At 66.3% G+C, this 16734-nt stretch carries 15 protein-coding genes; 8 read left to right on the plus strand and 7 right to left on the minus strand.

All coding sequences use genetic code 11. The features are described from left to right. Positions 1-135 precede the first annotated feature (135 nt). On the plus strand, positions 136-567 hold the full coding sequence (locus B9C99_RS11980) for a DinB family protein (RefSeq protein ID WP_253250057.1): 432 nt from the start codon (positions 136-138) through the stop codon (positions 565-567). Positions 568-579: 12 nt separating this feature from the next. On the opposite strand, the gene B9C99_RS11985 is transcribed toward B9C99_RS11980, so the two are convergent. Together B9C99_RS11985 and B9C99_RS11990 are read right to left on the minus strand one after the other, a co-directional pair. Next, positions 580-1194, minus strand: a complete 615-nt coding sequence (locus B9C99_RS11985) for a YdcF family protein (protein WP_088897996.1) — start codon at positions 1192-1194, stop codon at positions 580-582. Positions 1195-1395: 201 nt separating this feature from the next. Next, the gene (locus B9C99_RS11990) at positions 1396-1797 is read right to left on the minus strand and encodes a nuclear transport factor 2 family protein (protein WP_253250058.1); all 402 of its coding nucleotides are present in this window, start codon (positions 1795-1797) and stop codon (positions 1396-1398) included. 804 nt (positions 1798-2601) lie between these two features. Between B9C99_RS11990 and B9C99_RS11995 the strand changes: the two genes are divergently transcribed. Together B9C99_RS11995 and B9C99_RS12000 are read left to right on the plus strand one after the other, a co-directional pair. Next, complete coding sequence (locus B9C99_RS11995; RefSeq protein ID WP_088897998.1) at positions 2602-3519, plus strand: RNA polymerase sigma-70 factor; 918 nt, start codon at positions 2602-2604, stop codon at positions 3517-3519. Positions 3520-3620: 101 nt separating this feature from the next. After that, positions 3621-4808 (plus strand): FAD-dependent oxidoreductase, encoded by a 1188-nt coding sequence (locus B9C99_RS12000; RefSeq protein ID WP_088898136.1) that lies wholly within the window; start codon positions 3621-3623, stop codon positions 4806-4808. Here the strand turns inward: B9C99_RS12000 and B9C99_RS12005 are convergent. Further along, entirely contained in the window at positions 4805-5578 is a 774-nt protein-coding gene (locus B9C99_RS12005; RefSeq protein ID WP_088897999.1) for a PASTA domain-containing protein, read from the minus strand. The two genes, B9C99_RS12000 and B9C99_RS12005, sit on opposite strands and share 4 nt — an antisense overlap. A 300-nt stretch (positions 5579-5878) precedes the next feature. Between B9C99_RS12005 and B9C99_RS12010 the strand changes: the two genes are divergently transcribed. From B9C99_RS12010 to B9C99_RS12030, 5 genes are all read left to right on the plus strand, one after another. Further along, on the plus strand, positions 5879-6673 hold the full coding sequence (locus tag B9C99_RS12010; protein WP_088898000.1) for an enoyl-CoA hydratase-related protein: 795 nt from the start codon (positions 5879-5881) through the stop codon (positions 6671-6673). A 31-nt stretch (positions 6674-6704) separates the two neighbouring features. Continuing rightward, complete coding sequence (locus B9C99_RS12015) at positions 6705-7436, plus strand: SDR family NAD(P)-dependent oxidoreductase (RefSeq protein ID WP_088898001.1); 732 nt, start codon at positions 6705-6707, stop codon at positions 7434-7436. Between the two features lie 26 nt (positions 7437-7462). Next, positions 7463-9133 carry a class I adenylate-forming enzyme family protein gene (locus B9C99_RS12020; protein ID WP_088898002.1) on the plus strand — a complete coding sequence of 557 codons (1671 nt, stop codon included), beginning with the start codon at positions 7463-7465 and terminating at the stop codon, positions 9131-9133. Beyond that, positions 9130-10278, plus strand: coding sequence for an acyl-CoA dehydrogenase family protein (locus B9C99_RS12025; RefSeq protein ID WP_088898003.1), 1149 nt, complete (start codon positions 9130-9132; stop codon positions 10276-10278). Before B9C99_RS12020 ends, B9C99_RS12025 begins: the two co-directional genes overlap by 4 nt. A gap of 78 nt (positions 10279-10356) precedes the next feature. Next, positions 10357-11019 carry a TetR/AcrR family transcriptional regulator gene (locus tag B9C99_RS12030; protein ID WP_088898004.1) on the plus strand — a complete coding sequence of 221 codons (663 nt, stop codon included), beginning with the start codon at positions 10357-10359 and terminating at the stop codon, positions 11017-11019. A 51-nt stretch (positions 11020-11070) separates the two neighbouring features. On the opposite strand, the gene eutC is transcribed toward B9C99_RS12030, so the two are convergent. The 4 genes from eutC to B9C99_RS12050 all read right to left on the minus strand — a co-directional run bounded on the left by eutC (position 11071) and on the right by B9C99_RS12050 (position 16647). Continuing rightward, positions 11071-11835 (minus strand): ethanolamine ammonia-lyase subunit EutC, encoded by a 765-nt coding sequence (eutC, locus tag B9C99_RS12035; protein WP_088898005.1) that lies wholly within the window; start codon positions 11833-11835, stop codon positions 11071-11073. Further along, the gene (locus B9C99_RS12040) at positions 11832-13244 is read right to left on the minus strand and encodes an ethanolamine ammonia-lyase subunit EutB (RefSeq protein ID WP_088898006.1); all 1413 of its coding nucleotides are present in this window, start codon (positions 13242-13244) and stop codon (positions 11832-11834) included. The genes eutC and B9C99_RS12040 overlap by 4 nt, the downstream gene beginning before the upstream one ends. Positions 13245-13465: 221 nt before the next feature. Beyond that, positions 13466-15895: an ABC transporter permease gene (locus tag B9C99_RS12045; protein WP_172414934.1), complete on the minus strand. Its 2430-nt coding sequence runs from the start codon at positions 15893-15895 to the stop codon at positions 13466-13468. Next, complete coding sequence (locus B9C99_RS12050) at positions 15895-16647, minus strand: ABC transporter ATP-binding protein (protein ID WP_026061842.1); 753 nt, start codon at positions 16645-16647, stop codon at positions 15895-15897. Before B9C99_RS12050 ends, B9C99_RS12045 begins: the two co-directional genes overlap by 1 nt. Positions 16648-16734: the final 87 nt, after the last annotated feature.

Genomic DNA, 16734 nt, shown 5'->3' on the forward strand with positions numbered 1-16734 from the left:
AAGATGGAAATCATCCGCTGCCTGAAACGGTATCTCGTTCGGCAGCTCTATCCACTCATCGTCCAGACGCTGCAGCCTCGACGCCAAACGACCGCCGCTTGACAGCAAGTCAATAGGAGTGTCGCAGAACAACACGTGCTGCCGCGGATCGACGAGGCTGCCGTGCACTGGGAGCCGTCGTCGAACTGCGTGGGCGTTCGGCGGGTCGACGGGCGTCTGGTCGCCGACTGGCCGGACGAAACGGCCGAGGCCCTTCCGGAGCCCACGATTGCGTGGCTGCTCTGGCACATCGAGTGGTGGTGGACGAACACCGTGGCGGTCTGCAGTGGGGGAACTGTGGTCGGGCCGGACGCCTACGAGTGGTCCGGCTCGACCGACCGCATCCGGACTCTTCGCACCGAATGGGCCGCGCTTCTCGAAGCTACCGACATCGAGAAGACGATCATCGGACTCATGCCCGAACCCTCACCTCTATGGGAAGTAGCCGGATGGGTCAACTTCGAACTGGCGAAGAATGTTTCGGAGATCAGTCAGGTACTGACACGGAAGGCGAACACGTCGAGTTGATACTTCCTGCGCTCACGCTGCGACGATGCCCGCGACCGGAATACGTGCGTCGACCGCCTGCCGGAAGTTGATCATCGCGCGTTCGAGATGGTCTCGGTTCGTCACCAGTACAGCGCCCGTGGCTCGCCGTTCGAGCAGAACGTCGTTGGTGAAGCGTGCGTTCTCGACGGTGGAGGTCGACTGCGATTCCTCGGTGATGCGTTCGGGCGGGATGCCTCGCGCGACCAGCCAGTCCTTCATGGCCTGCGCTTCGGTAACACCGTTGCGCGGGACGCCACCGGTGACGACGATCGGCGACTCCGGATAGCGTTGCGCTGCACGAAGAGCCGCTTCGAGCCGTTCTTCGAGCACCGGCCGGATCTTGCCGTCCTCGGTGAGTCCGGCCCCGAGCACGACGAGGTGCGTACCCCGCGGGTTGAGGTCGAGCATCAGCGGGAAGTGCGGTGTCAGCTTCTCGAGCTCGGTGCACGCGATGATCAGCGCGTCGATGGTTCCCTGGCACAGTGGGGTGACGGACAGTGCACCGTTCACAACGGTGTCGATGGCAGGAGTCGCCGCCGCCTGCCCCGTCGATACACCTACCGCGGCTGTGGCCGCGACTGCGGTCGCCACCACCGTGCGTCGCACAGCTCCCACGCGAGTCCCCTTCTTCCCGGATGTCGGCCGTGCCGCACTGTGCCATCTCGACGCGCACTTGTGGGAAGTGGGGGCTCGACGCGAAGAAGTCTCACCATAGGCCGGGTCGGATTCGATGACGGCTGACAATCGGTTTTACATCCGAACCACTGGGCTGTCCATGAACAACCGCGACAATCGTTGCAAGAAGCGCTATTCGGACGTATCGCTGCGTGCGGGTGTGGTGTGGGTCAGGACGCACTGCCACTTCCCGCCTCGCCTGACGAGCACGTCGGTGGTCCATTCATCCGCGTCGAACTGCTCGCCGGCAAAGTGCGCAGTGTTTGTCACCCGGGCCGTCAGGATCGCGGTGTCCCCGTGGACACGCACTCGAATCTCCCCGACCGTGTCCATCGCGGAATGGGTCAGTTCACCGGACGCGACCAATGACAGAAAGCGTCGGCCCGATTCCGTGCCGGATTCGGAGACCATCACCCAGTCGTCGTCCGCGAACTCGGCGATCCGCTCGGCGTCGTTCGACACGATGGCCTCGGCCCAGGCACGGACGAACGCGATCAGTTCGGCTTCGACATCGTCCTGGTTCGGATCGGACACGGCGCCTCCCTCGTGCGCGCTTCCCATGATTCCAGGGCACGCAAGAGCAGAACGTGTGTTCGAGTTGACGACTTCGCACACCCGTGCGACCATCCCTCCACCGACCTGAAAACAGGTCGACCCCGGCAGGTGCGCCAACACCGGACCGGGGTCTGGGCACACGACAGAAGGAACCTGTCATGCACCGTAGGGTGGAGTCTATCCACACGCCTTCGAGAGGCGTATTCCAGCAACGAGCCGCGAGCGCGTTCTTCCGCGCCGGCCGACACACACCCGCTCCCCCGGGTTCACGCCCGACGTCCTGACTTTCCAGCCCTCCGATCCACCGTGATCGGAGGGCTCGAGGCGTTTCACCTGCATCGTCGCGCACGAGGGCCGTTCCGGTAGCCGAGGCGCGTCGACGCAGCTCGTCGCTCGTCTCCCACAGTCCGACGTCAGCGCGCGGACGCTGCGAGCCGGGGCCGTTCCCTGTCTCGAAACCGACTGGGCACCAGTATCCCTCGTCTCCACAGCTGGTGGTGGAGCACCCGATCGTGCGGGTCGACACGAACGACCGGGTCCAGTACGAGCCGCACGTCCTCCGCGACGTGGGGCTATCCGTGCTGGCCGAGACGGTCTATCGGGGCATGGCGACCGGGCAGCCTTGGGGAAGGGGACGACGACTCAGGGACCCGAAGGGTCTCCGATCGGTCGAGGGCAGCCGCCCGCAGGGCGCCCGATTCGTCCCTGATCGAATTCATCCTCGTTGCGCGAACCCCGGGTGGAGTGCTGTGATCGAAGCACGGGTCTACGGGAAGGGCCGACGTGACCGGCGTCGAAGAGTTCGAGAACCTGCGTCCACTGTTGTTCGCCATCGCCTACCGCATCCTCGGGAGCGTGACCGAAGCCGAGGACGCGGTGCAGGACACCTGGGTGCGATACGAAACCTCCGGCGTCGAACCGGATTCGGCCAGAGCCTTCCTGTCCACCGTCGTCACCCGGGTATCGATCAACATGCTCGAATCTGCCCGGGCCAGGCGCGAACACTACGTCGGCGAGTGGCTGCCGGAACCGATACTCGAGGAGCCGTACGACGATCCGGCGCGCTCGGCCGAACTGCGGGAATCGGTCTCGACGGCAGCCCTCGTGCTGCTCGAACGTCTCAGTCCGCTCGAACGAGCCGTCTTCGTGTTGCGCGAGGCATTCGGATTCGGTTTCTCGGAGATCGCCGCGATCGTCGACCGCTCCGAAGCGGCGTGCCGGCAGCTCGCGGTGCGGGCTCGGCGCCACGTCGATCAAGGTTCGGCGCGGTTCGACACCGATCCGCAGGCGCACGAACAGCTCACCGCACGATTCCTCACGGCGTTCCAGGACGGCGACGTCGACGCCCTGCGCGACATGCTGGCAGCCGATGTACATCTCGTCGCCGACAGCGGCGGCAAGACACCTGCCGTACGGAAGATCGTGGTCGGCGACGAGAAGGTGCGGCGGTTGCTCGCCTCGTTCGTCTCGCCCATGGCTCAGCTCGGCATGGTGCTCGAGTCCCATGAGATCAACAGGCTTCCCGGCCTGATCGTGCGGGACGCCGAGGGTGCCATCGTGCAGGTCATGACGTTCGACGTGACGGACGGGAAGATCGGTGCGATCCGGGTCCTCACCAACCCGGAGAAGCTCGCGCACCTGGGACGAGTCGCCGACGTGCGCGCCCTTGTCCAGCAACTGCGTGACCTGCAACGCCCCTGAATTCTGCCGATTGTTCGGCGCGGCATGTCACAAACGACGTAGCTGTCCGGTCCTACATGACGAGGGCTCCCGACGGAGCCAACGAACGGATCGGAGAAGCCATGTTCAACACACGCCCCCGTGTCGTCGTCATCGGCGGTGGATATGCCGGAACGGTCGCTGCCAACCGCATGAGCAGGAAGGCTGCGGTCACCGTCATCAATCCCCGGCCGCACTTCGTCCAGCGAACCCGGTTGCACCAGTTCGCGGTCGGCAACCACCATGCATCCGGCGACTACCGCAAACTTCTGGCGAAAGGAGTCGACCTTCTGGTCGATACCGTGACCCGCATCGAACCCGGCACGCGCACCGTCCATCTCGCATCCGGCGGAACGGTCGGCTACGACTACCTCGTCTACGCCGTCGGAAGTACCGCCACGAGACGGTCCACCGTTCCCGGCGTCGAGGAATTCGCGTTCCCGGTGGCCGAATTCGAGCATGCCGAACGCCTGCAGTACGCGCTGAGCAACCTCGAGCCGGATGCCGTCGTCACGGTCGTCGGGGCCGGGCTCACCGGGCTCGAAACAGCCGGCGAGCTGGCCGAACAGGGACGTCGCGTGCGCCTCGTGTGCAGCGGTGCCATCGGTCCGATGCTGTCCGAGAAGGCCCGTGCCGCAACCTACGAACGGCTCGCGGACCTGCAGGTCGAGATCATCGAGAACGCGCGCGTCACCCGCGTCGGACCCGACGGCTTCACTCTCGACGACGACACCGTCCTCGAGAGTGCGATCACCGTCTGGACCGCCGGATTCGGCGTTCCCGAACTGGCCCGCTCCAGCGGCTTCAGGACGGATGAACTCGGCCGGATCCTCACCGACGAAACGATGACCAGCATCGACGACGACCGCGTGATCGCCGCCGGTGACTGCGCGGCACCGTCGGGAGAGCCGGTGCGGATGGCATGCCAGTCCGCCCTGCCCACCGGCCTGGCTGCGGCCGACACGGTTCTCAGCCGAATCGCCGGTGAGGAACCCGCGAACCTCGATTTCGGGTTCAACGGTGTCGGCGTGAGCCTGGGCCGACACGTCGGCGTCGTCCAGTTCCACGAGCGGGACGACACCCCGAAGGAACAGGCATACTCCGGCCGAATCGCCTCGACGATCAAGGATCTCGGGCTGAAGGCCGCGATGGCGGGTCTGCGGGTCGAGGCCCTACGGCCGGGAACGATGGGGTTCCTCGAGGGTGGCCGGCATCCGTCGAACACCGCCACCACCGAGGATCTCTCCCGCACGGAGCAGCCGATGGCCTAACACCCGCTGAATTCGCCCTCTTTCAGAACCGACAGCACTGGGTCGCCTTCACCGATCGATGTTCCCACCGAGGGGGTCTGGTCGACGACGACCCAGTTCCTGTCCCATACCTGCGCACGTCCCTGACCGGTCGCGTCGACGCTCGTGGAGTAGAACACGCCGGCGGCCTGGATGGTGTCCTGTGCCGCTTGGAGATCCATGCACACGACGTTCGGCATCACCGCGGTGGACGCGACAGCCGCGACCTGCGTGGTGAAAATCCTCGTCGCGGGAGTGGTTTCCGGAGCGACGGTCCGTGCCGTGGTGGCAGCCGAGGTCGTGTACGGCGTGGTGGTCGTCGGTGCGGCAGCGCGAGGAGTCGTACTCGCGTCGTCCTTCGTCGGCGAGTCGAGCCCGTCCGAGATGTCACCGATGATTCCCATGAGGACGATCAGTCCGGCGACGGCAGCGGCGATGACCACCCCGCGGCGGATCCTCGGAGGCTTCGGCGGCTCGGGCGGCGGCGCCATCGCCGCCCGCACATCCCCCGCGAGGAACGCGCGGTGGCCGGCTTCGGCGCGTGCGGCGATCGCGTCCTGCTCGGCCTTGATGCGCTTGCGGCGGTCGCGCAGGGGCTTGCCGATCGCGAGATATCCCAGGCCGGCCGCGAATGCCAGGAACAGGATCGCGTCGGCCCCGTTGCCGTTGACCACTTCCACGATCGCCAGCCACAGCGTGATGGCGGCGAACATCCCCGCTACGACGCGCAGGTAGGGGACGACGAACTTCATGTTTCTCCTTCAATCCGACACCAGGCCCCGTGCGCCGCTGCTTTCCCGACTGCACACGCGCTGAATGCCCTCCTGAACTGGTGTCGGATCGCCACCCCTCGTCGTTACCACGCCCAGTTGTCGATTTCGGTGGGTTGAGCCCCGGAATCCGGGGGCAGATCCACCCAAGTCGGCGAAGCGTCCCTGTGACGGTTGACACACCCTGTTCGTGAATGTAGATTCATGAAAAATGAATAGTCATTCACCCGCAGGAAATGGCTGTTCGATCAGGCTCCTACCTGCAGCGATGAAGGGGAACCCATGACCGACTTCGAAGACATCACCTACGAGATCGACGGCGCAGCCGGCATCATCACCATCAACCGGCCCGAGCGCTACAACGCCTTCCGGGGCAAGACCGTCGAGGAACTGATCAAGGCGTTCCGATCGGCCTGGGCCGACAGCCGCGTCTCGGCCATCATCCTCACCGGCGCCGGTGAGAAGGCCTTCTGCACCGGCGGCGACGTCAAGCAGCGCGCCGAGACCGGCGACTACGGGCCCACCGAGAGCGGCATGTTCGAGATCGGCTACCTCCACAAGCTCATCCGCGACATCCCCAAGCCGGTCATCGCAGCCGTCAACGGCGTCGCCGTCGGCGGCGGACACGTTCTCCACGTCCTGTGCGACCTCTCGATCGCGTCGGAAAACGCCCGGTTCGGCCAGGCCGGACCCAAGGTCGGCTCGTTCGACGCCGGATTCGGCTCTGCCTTCCTCGCCCGCGTCGTCGGAGAGAAGCGCGCGAGAGAAATCTGGTACCTGTGCCGCCAGTACGACGCCGCCACCGCCGAACGCTGGGGACTGGTGAACTGGGTTGTCCCGCAAGACAAACTGCTCGACGAGGCGAAGGCGGTCGTTGCCGAGATCGCCGAGAAGAGCCCCACCGCGATCAAGTTCCTCAAGCAGTCGTTCAATGCCGACACCGACCACCAGGCCGGCCTGAGCAATCTCGCGATGTCGGCCCTCGACCTGTTCGGCAAGTCCGAGGAGGGGCTCGAAGGAGCCAAGGCGTTCGCGGAGAAGCGACCCGCCGATTTCGCGAAGTACGTCAAGGCCTGATCCGAACTTCCCAGACCCGTAAGGATCTCCCATGAGCAACATCGCACTGGTCACCGGCGCCGGTTCCGGAATCGGCAAGGCCATCGCTCTCGCCTTCGCCGCGCAGGGTGATCGCGTCGTCGCCGCCGATCTCGACCTGGCGGCTGCCGAAGCCACGGCCAAGGAGTACCCCCAGCTGATCACGGCACTGCCGGTCGACATCGCCGACCGCGCCCAGGTCGACGAACTCCGCGACCGCACCCACGCAGAAGTGGGCGTGCCCAACGTGATCGTCAACGCTGCCGGCTGGGACCGCACCGATCAGTTCCTCAACGCCACACCGGAGTTCGCCGAGAAGGTCGTCGCGATCAACTATCTCGGCCCGGTGCACATCTGCAGCGCTTTCCTGCCCGGCATCATCGACGCAGGCAACGGTGGTCGCGTGATCAACCTCGCCAGCGATGCCGGCCGGGTCGGCAGTTCCGGCGAATCCATCTATGCGGGCGCGAAGGGTGGCGTCATCGCCCTCACCAAGTCGCTCGCCCGCGAGATGGCCCGGCACAACATCAACGTCAACTGCGTGTGCCCCGGCCCCACCGACACACCGCTGTTCCAGGCCCAGGAGGAGAAGCTCAAAGCTGCTCTAATCAAGGCCATTCCGTTCCGGCGACTCGCGCGACCCGAGGAGGTCGCCGCACCCGTCCTGTTCTTCGCATCCGAGGCCGCATCGTTCATCACGGGCCAGGTGATCAGCGTCAGCGGCGGCCTCACCATGGCCGGCTGATCGACATCGTCAGGGGAGATCGAATCATGAGCGCGTCGTACAACGCCCGGGCCTACCGGGAGTACTTCGAGAACGACTTCACGTATCTCAACGGCTTCCGGCGCAACCTGGGACGGTACGGGAACCGCGTTGCCATCACCGATCCCGAGACCGGAACCCGGTTGACCTACGCCGAACTCGGCGAACGCGTCGACCGAGTCGCCACTGGTCTGGCCGATGCAGGCGTGCAGGCCGGGGATGTCGTCGCCTATCAGCTGTTCAACAGTGTCGAGTTCGCTGAGCTGTATCTCGCCACCCAGGCGGTGGGCGCGGTGGGTTCGCCGATCAACTTCCGGCTCGCAGCCGGCGAGACCGCGTTCGTCCTCGACAAGTCCGCACCCACGGTCTTCGTCTACGACACCGAGCTCACCCCGATGGTGACGGAGGCGCTGGAACGCTCGGCGCACACCCCGAAGGTGATCGTCGCGGTGGGCGACGGCGATCCGGTCTCCGTTCCCGGTGCCACCGTTGTGCGGTACCGGCACCTGGCGGCCGAGCGGGTCGCGCTCCCGCCGTTGCACCGGACGGTGTGGGACGAGACCACCCGCCTCTACACCTCGGGCACCACCGGCATGCCGAAGGGTGTGCCGCTCAACAGCATGATCGAGATCTTCAGCGCGCACGACGTCATCATGCATTTCCCGTTGAGTCCCGAGGACAAGACGCTCAACATGACGCCGTGGTTCCACCGCGGCGGCCTGTACTCCGGAGGACCCAACCCGGTCTTCTACATCGGTGGAGAAGTGGTGCCGCTGCGCAGCTTCGACGCCGACCGCGTCCTCGACCTCGTCGCCGAGCACGGACTCACCTTCCTCATCGGAGCACCCACCAACCTTGCGATGCTCGCGGCCGCGCAGGAGGCCCGTCCGCGCGACCTGTCATCGCTGCGCGGCATCGTCACGATGGGTGCGCCGCTCGAACGTGAAGCGGCACTGCGCTACCAGCAGGTTCTCAACCCGCGGATCTTCAACGGCTACGGCAGCACCGAAGGGTTCTGGAACACCTTCCTTCGCCCCACCGATCTGCCCGAGCATGCCGGCACCGCGGGCCGAGCGTGCACCGACGACGACGTGCGCGTGGTTCACATCTACGAGGACCGACTCGCCCACCACGACGACGTCGTCGCCAAGGACGGCGAAGAGGTCGGAGAGGTGATCGTCCGCTCCCCCAAGGGTTCGAACGCCTACTTCGACTCCCCCGACCAGGAGAAGGCCAAGTTCAACAACGGATGGCTGCACATCGGCGACCTCGCGACGTGGGATGCCGGGGAGTTCGTCACCATCGTCGGACGCAAGGACGACATGCTCGTCTGCGGTGGTGAGAACGTCCATCCGGTGCAGGTCGAGGAAGCGCTCAACTCGCATCCGGGTGTGTCCGACTGCCTCGTCGTCGGCGTGCCCGACGACCGGTGGGGACGCATCGTCGTCGCGTACATCGTCGCCGGCAGCCCGGACGTCACGGCCGACGCCCTCGACGCGCACTGTCGCGAACACCCGATGTTGTCCACCTTCAAGCGACCGCGGGCCTACCGGTTCGTCGAGTCGCTGCCGGTCTCGGCCACCGGAAAGAAACTGCACTACAAGGCAACCCGAACGGCAGCCGACGAATTCGCCGCAGGATTGTTCACCGCACCCACCGACTCGAGGATCACCCGATGAATGCACGCCTCGACTACGAGACCGAGCACCAGCAGTTCCGGGAGGTCGCCCGCGACTTCGTCCGCGACAAGATCACCCCCGTGCACGAGGACTGGGAGCACGCGAGCTGCCTCGACCGGTCGTTGTTCACCGAAGCGGGCAAGCTCGGACTGCTCGCCTTCTCCGTCGACGAGAAGTACGGCGGTCCCGGCGTCGACGACTTCCGGTACAACGCCATCCTCATCGAGGAGGTCAACCGCGCCGGCAACGCCGCAGCCGGCATTGCGTTCTCCCTGCAGAACGACGTGGTGCTGCCCTACCTGACCGAGCTGACCGACGACGAACAGAAGGCACGCTGGTTGCCCGGCGTCGTCAGCGGCGAGACCGTGCTGGGTATCGCCATGACCGAACCCGGCACCGGCAGTGACCTCACCGGCATCCGCACCTCCGCGGTGCGCGACGGCGACCACTACGTCGTCAACGGAGCCAAGACGTTCATCTCCAACGGTCAGAACGGCGACCTGTTCGTCGTCGCGACCCGCACCTCCGACGACCCGCACAAGGGTCTGACGCTGCTGGTCGTCGAGGCCGACACCCCGGGCTTCTCCCGCGGACGCAATCTCGAGAAGATCGGTCTGCACGCCCAGGACACCAGCGAGCTGACGTTCACCGACATGCGGGTGCCGGTCGCGAACCGGCTCGGCGACGAAGGTCGCGGCTTCTACCAGTTGGTGCACAACCTCCCGCAGGAACGATTGTCGCTGTCGATCGGCGCGGTCGCTGCAGCCGAGGGTGTCCTCGCGCAGACCCTCGACTACGTCCGCGAACGGAAAGCATTCGGGAAGCCGGTGTCGAGCTTCCAGAACACCCAGTTCGTGCTCGCCGAGCTGGCCACCGAGCTCGACATCGCCCGCACCTATCTCGACGACTGCATCGCCGAGCACGTGTCCGGGCAGCTCACCGCCGCCCGCGCCGCGCGTCTGAAGTGGTGGGCCACCGAACTCCAGGTGCGTGTCGCCGACCGGTGCCTGCAATTGCACGGTGGCTACGGTTACATGCGCGAATACGGCGTCGCACGCGCTTTCGTCGACGCCCGTATCCAGACGATCTACGGCGGAACCACCGAGATCATGAAGACGATCGTCGCGAAGGATCTCGGGATCTGACGACCGTCCCAGCTGCACGATTCACCCCGCTGAGCACTCGGTACTGTGAATCGGACCGAAAAGCGACGAGGAGCCCCTATGACCACCGACCACGATGCACTTCCCGTGGAAGAGGCCGTGCGGGCAGTTCGTACCAGTTCCCGCCGCAAGCAGGTCCTCGACGCCGCCGTGCAGGTCATGCAGCGCACCGGTTTCCACCAGATGTCGATGCAGGCGCTGGCCGACGAGGCCGGTGTCAGCGTCGGACTGATCTACAAGTACTTCGGTGGCAAGGAGGAAATCCTTCTCGCCACCATCGTCTCGATCCTCGACACCTTCCGCGATCAGATCGAACCTGCGATGGAGGCCGCCGGCGACGACCCGGTCGAACGGCTCGCCGCCGGCATCCGCCGCTATATCGAGATCGTCGACGAGAACCTCGACGCCACCGTTCTCACCTACCGGGAGAGCCGCACGCTCGACGCTGCCGGTCGTGCCCGGATCAAGGAACTGGAGGTCGAGACGTCGGCGCCGCTGCGCTCCGCCCTCGACGACGGCATCGCCGCCGGCATCATGGAGCCCATCGACGTCGACCTGATGGTGTTCGACATCCTGCTCCTCGCCCACGGGTGGGCGCTCAAGCACTGGCACTTCGGATCCATCTACACCCTCGACGACTACATCCGCCTCCAGACCCGCCTGGTGCTCAACACGACGCTGAAGGCGGAGCGGCGCGGGGAGTACGCGCACTTCCTCCGGTAACCACCCTCGACCGAGGGCAGCAGAGCGCGAAATGGTCATCGGAGCGCGCTTTTACGCGCTCCGATGACCGATTCCCGCTCCGCTGTCGGGGTCGGTGAGTGCGGGATCCCGCGAGGTGTCCTTCAACGCCACCCCCGACGCCCCCAACTGTCGCGCGCCGTTCACGAGGGCCGCGACGACGCGCGCTGCATGCTCGTAGGTCATCCCGCCGGGCAGATGGATGTTCGACACGCAGTTGCGTTCGGCGTCACTGCGTCCCGGCCTCGGGTGGTGCGTCAGGTACACGCCGACGCTGTCGGCCACCGACAGGCCGGGACGTTCACCGATGATGACGAGCATCGTCGTGACACCGAGTTGCTCACCGATATGGTCGCCCAGCGCGACGCGCGCCTGCGTCGCGAGCACCGGCGGCGCCACCGTCAGCCCCGGCAGGGCCGCGACGATCGCCGCGAGCAGATCGGGTCCGTGGGCGTCGAGAGCGGTGGACGACAACCCGTCGCACAGCGCGATACCGAGATCGGCCTCCATGCGCGGCAGCGTGGTCCCCTCGGCGAGCTGCCGGCCGAGGTCGGGGCGACGCAGATACGTACTGCGATCTCCTGCTGCGCTTTCCACGATCAACTGCTCACCGAGCCCGAGATCACGAACCCGCTGAGCCAAGGAATGCACATCGAGCGGGACGTGCACGGCGTCGCGCGCCTCGGCATGGGCCGCCACGAATTCCAGATGACGGCGCGTCGGGATGCTGTTCCCGGTGCGTCCCAGGCCGATCCGTGCCTGGGTGTTCCGGCGCAATTCGTCCCACAGGTCGCTCACAAGGCACCTCCGAGTGCGCGCAGAGGGGACGTGCCGACGTCCACCGGCAGGATGCGACCGATATCGTCCGCCATACCCTGCCTGCGTAGCCAGTCCTCGAACTCCGGTGCCGGCCGCAGGTCGGCGGCCTCCCGCACGTACAGCGCGTCGTGGAACGACAGCGATTGATAGCCGAGCATCACGTCGTCGGCACCCGGCACTGTGATGACGAATGCTGTTCCGGCAACGGCCAACAGGGTCAGCAGGGTGTCCATGTCGTCCTGATCGGCCTCGGCATGATTGGTGTAGCAGACGTCCACACCCATAGGCAGGCCGAGGAGTTTGCCGCAGAACTGGTCTTCGAGACCCGCGCGGATGATCTGTTTGCCGTCGTACAGGTATTCCGGTCCGATGAACCCGACGACGGTGTTGACGAGCAGCGGTTCGAACTCGCGCGCAACGGCATAGGCGCGCGCTTCGAGGGTCTGCTGATCCACCGACCTGCCACCGGTTCCGAAATGGGTTCCCGACGACAACGCCGAACCCTGCCCGGTCTCGAAGTACATGACGTTGTTGCCGACGGTCCCCCGTCGCAGCGACCTGCCGGCCTCGTTGCCCTCCCGCAGCACTGCGAGGTCCACCCCGAAGCTGCGGTTGGCGCCCTCGGTACCGGCGACGGACTGGAACACCAGATCGACCGGTGCGTCCTTCTCGATCAGATCGATAGTGGTGGTGACGTGGGTCAGCACGCACGCCTGGGTGGGGATCTCGAATCGCTGCCGGATCTCGTCGAGCAGGTGCAGCAGGTCGGACACCGCGTGCGGCGAGTCGCTCGCCGGATTGATCCCGACCACCGCGTCGCCGCATCCCATCAGCAGACCGTCGAGGACGGACGCGGCGACCCCGCGCGGATCGTCGACGGGATGGTTCGGTTGCAGGCGCGTCGCGAGCCGGCCGGGCAACCCGATGGTCGTGCGGAACGCGCTGGTCACGGTCGCTGCGCGGGAGACCGCGATGAGGTCCTGGTTGCGCATGATCTTGCTGGTCGCCGCGACCATCTCCGGGGTGAGTCCCGGCGCGAGTGCCGCGAGCACGTCGGCGGAGTCCGGTCGGGCCGCGACCTCCAGGAGATGGTCGCGCAGTCCCCCGACGGTCATGTGCGAGACCGGGGCGAAGGCCGTCGCGTCGTGGGTATCGACGATCAGCCTGGTGACCTCGTCGGTCTCGTACGGCACGACCACCTCGGTGAGGAAGGTGGTCAGCGGGAGGTCGGCGAGGGCCAGCTGCGCCGCGGCACGTTCGGCATCCGAGGTGGCCGCGCAGCCGGCGAGTTCATCACCCGAGCGGCGCGGAGAGGCCTTCCCGAGCAGATCGACGAGGCCGTCGAACTCGTAGCCGGTTCCGCCGAGCTGTTGTCGGTAGATCGTCATCGAGGCCTCCCGCGTAGGACCGGTTCGACGGATGTGGACACGCAGTGGAGTGCAGCATTCCACTTTTTCGCCGTCGTGTCCGGCGAGTGTCACGAACGAAACGCCGCTGGTCGTCGCTCGAGGTCCACAACGCAGAAGTGAAGCTCACAACCCTGGTGGTCGACCATGAGGGTTGTGAGCCTCACCTCTCGGTTGTCTACCTACGGCCCCTGGGCCACGAATCACCCGACCGACGAGCGCAAGGCACGAGTCGTGGGAACAACGGCCGCTGCCGACACGATTCCTACCGAGACGACTGCTACGGTTCCTACCGCACTCCACCGGACGGACGGAGACACCGCGCGGCTCACGTCGTCGGAGAGTCCCGCTGCCACCCCGGCCAGAGCCGGCCACGCGAGAAGCACTCCCAGAACGACGCCGACCGTTGCGACCACGAACGCCTCCAGCGCGACGAGTCCGTACACCTGCCGGCGGGTTGCACCGATACGTTGCAGCAGTGCCAGTGCGGACCGCCTGTCCGCTGCAGCCATCGACGTCGTATTGACCACCGCGAGGGCCGCGAATGTCAGCGACATTCCCACCAGCGCGAGTTCGAACAAGCGGAGCAGACGTTCCTCCTCGGCGTTCCCTGCGCTCTCGAACCGAGCAGGCGTCTCGACCTGCACCGCTGTTCCCATCATGGCCTCGGAGAGGGCCTGCTGGTCGGTTCCGTCGACGTACAGGATCGGAGTCATCGCAGTCCGGTCGTGTGCAAGGGCCGTCCCATGATCCACATACGAGAAGGCCGGACCACCCGATACGACGGCCACCACGTCGAGCGGAGCGCTCGTCCCGTCCGGGAATGTGGTCTCGACCGTGGCTCCGGCGCCCAGCCCCAAGCGGATCGCTGCATCCGCGTCGAGCACGACGCTGCCGCCATCCAGCAGTTCCGGGGAACCCTCTCGAACGGTCAACCCCATCGACGAAAGCTCCTCCCCGGAAATTCCCCACGCGTCCAGCGCCCTGTCGTGGAGGATCACCGTGGTGGCGACGGGTGCGACCACATCCGTTTCACCGGCCGACCACACCTTCTCACGCGTGTCGCTCGGCATCGCAGGACTGCCGTCGGCCGGTGATACGACCAGTTCCGAGGGAATGGCAGCGGACGCGGCACCGTCGAATGCCGTGTCCATCGTGTCGACGATGCCCGTGAGCAACACCGCGAAACCGGCGAGCACCAGAATCGGCGCCATTACCGACGACACGCGGCGCGCCCCGTGTGTCGCCTCGGCACGGAACAGCTGCGCGACGGGTCCGGCGCCCGGTACGACCGCCCGCAGCAATCGTGGGAGATAGACCGGTCCGAGAGCCGTGAACCCGACGACGGCTGCCATCACGGCGACGACCGCGAACGAGACCGTCGAGCCACCACTGCCGGCAGCACTCGCGATTGCACATGCCACGGCACCGACTACGCCCACCCCGCCGACGATTCGGCGTCCGGTCGTCATCGGTGACCGCTCCGCGTGGGCTTCACGCAGTGCCTCGATCGGCTGTACCGTCGCCGCCCGCCGAGACGCGAGCCACACGCCCGAGAGGGCGACCCCTACACCGGTGGCCACCGAGGCGAGTACGGGCAGGACCGTAATCGAGAGCTCCCATCCCCGAGGCAGCATGTCGGCCCCACGCATCCATCCACCCAGCACCGGCGCGACCGCGCATCCCAGCCCGGCCCCCGCCACGCTCGACACTGCCCCCACCGCGAGGGCTTCCGTCAGCAGCATGCGTCGGACCTGTCGCGGTGTGGCGCCCACCGCGCGTAACAGTCCGAGTTCGCGGCGACGCTGTGTCACCGTGAAGGCGAAGGTGGTCGCCACGATGAACACCGTGATCATCGCGGCAAGCAACCCCATCGTTCCGAGCAACTGTGACCCGATGTTCCGCGCGCCGCGATCCGCCGAGCTCTCGGTCCTCACCAGATCCGCGCCGGTCAGCACCTCGCCGGTATCCCCGACCGCAGCCGCGAGGTCGTGCCGTACGGAAGCGGGGTCGACACCGTCGTGAAGGACGACACCCACGGCGGTCACACCGGACGACATCGACGCGGCGGTGACGTCGTCGAGATAGATCGACCGACCGTTCGCAACGCCCGACACGGTGACGGGCACCCGGCCGGCAGCAGTGAGAAGAGTGGCAGCGTCGCCAGGTTGCAGACCACTGGATTCGGGGGCCACCACCTGTCCGGCACCGGCCGGCGGTAGACCTGCGGCGATCCGTTCGGTGCCCAGCATCGACGACGACATGTTGTGGCCGAGCGGGTCGTCGTGGTCCGTGGGGGTGAGGATCCGGTCACCATCTGCGAGCTGGGCCGGAAACACCCGATCGGGGATGACCGACGCAACCCCCGCCACATTCTGCAGACGTGTGACGAGTTCGGTCTCGTCGACGTCGTCCAGCGGGCGCCGCACGGGTGTCGCGTTGTACGTCTGGCCCATCTCTTCGGTGACCACCATCAGGTCTGCGTCGGCGTACCGGGCAGATGGTCGTGGCTGCGCGGAGACGATCACGAGTAGGGTCGCAGCCAGCAGACCGATACCGCAGGCGAGGGCCACTCCGCTGCCGAGCAGCGTGCGCCACTGGTGTCGGGCCGAAGACAGTGCAAGGGAGAACATCACGCCTCCCATTCCGTCATCCGGGCACCGATACGTTGCGCGGTCGCACCCGCTCCGAACTCGTCGACCACCCGACCGTCGGCGAGGAACAGCACGCGATCCGCAGCCGCAGCGACGACCGGGTCGTGGGTGACCGTCACGACGGTTTGACCGTTCCGGTCGACAAGGTCACGGAGTTGCCGGAGCACGGTGCGGGACGACGTGATGTCGAGCGCACCCGTCGGTTCGTCGGCGAACAGCACGGATGGCCGACAGATCAACGCTCGCGCGATCGCAACCCGTTGCTGTTGTCCGCCCGACAGTTCGGACGGCAGATGGGCGGCACGATCACCCAGGCCGACGAGGTCGAGCGCCGCAGTGACCTCCTCGGCCTCCGGTTTCCGTCCGTCGAGGCGCATCGGCAGTGCCACGTTCTGTTCCGCTGTCAGCGACGGAACCAGGTTGAACGCCTGGAAGACGAACCCGACCTGACGACGGCGGAAGATCGTCGCCGTCTTCTCGTCCAGCGACGTCGTCTCGACATCGCCCACGCGTACCGTTCCCTCGTCGGGGCGGTCGAGTCCTGCAGCACAATGCATCAGGGTCGACTTCCCGGATCCGGACGGACCCATAATGGCCGTGAAGGTCCCCGCGGCGAACTCGACCGATACATCATCGAGGGCGGTCACCACGTGCTCACCCGGCGTGAATCGCCGGCAGATGCCCTGCAACACAACCTGTCCACGTACTGCGGTTCGAATCGTCGTAGTCATGGCTTCCACTCAAGCGCCCGGAGACGGTCGTGTCGGTCTCCCGGAGACGACAATGTGGAGTAGTGCAAGCACTACTGTGTCGGACGC

Origin of the sequence: Rhodococcus sp. BUPNP1 (assembly GCF_002215235.1) — a bacterium.
Classification (GTDB): Bacteria; Actinomycetota; Actinomycetes; order Mycobacteriales; family Mycobacteriaceae; genus Rhodococcus.

Bases quoted from the DNA above. Each gene is read 5' to 3' on its own strand.
- B9C99_RS12000 (WP_088898136.1), top strand. From the start codon at position 3,621: ATGTTCAACACACGCCCCCGTGTCGTCGTCATCGGCGGTGGATATGCC.
- B9C99_RS12005 (WP_088897999.1), bottom strand. From the start codon at position 5,578: ATGAAGTTCGTCGTCCCCTACCTGCGCGTCGTAGCGGGGATGTTCGCC.
- B9C99_RS12010 (WP_088898000.1), top strand. From the start codon at position 5,879: ATGACCGACTTCGAAGACATCACCTACGAGATCGACGGCGCAGCCGGC.
- B9C99_RS12015 (WP_088898001.1), top strand. From the start codon at position 6,705: ATGAGCAACATCGCACTGGTCACCGGCGCCGGTTCCGGAATCGGCAAG.
- B9C99_RS12020 (WP_088898002.1), top strand. From the start codon at position 7,463: ATGAGCGCGTCGTACAACGCCCGGGCCTACCGGGAGTACTTCGAGAAC.
- B9C99_RS12025 (WP_088898003.1), top strand. From the start codon at position 9,130: ATGAATGCACGCCTCGACTACGAGACCGAGCACCAGCAGTTCCGGGAG.
- B9C99_RS12030 (WP_088898004.1), top strand. From the start codon at position 10,357: ATGACCACCGACCACGATGCACTTCCCGTGGAAGAGGCCGTGCGGGCA.
- B9C99_RS12040 (WP_088898006.1), bottom strand. From the start codon at position 13,244: ATGACGATCTACCGACAACAGCTCGGCGGAACCGGCTACGAGTTCGAC.
- B9C99_RS12045 (WP_172414934.1), bottom strand. From the start codon at position 15,895: ATGTTCTCCCTTGCACTGTCTTCGGCCCGACACCAGTGGCGCACGCTG.
- B9C99_RS12050 (WP_026061842.1), bottom strand. From the start codon at position 16,647: ATGACTACGACGATTCGAACCGCAGTACGTGGACAGGTTGTGTTGCAG.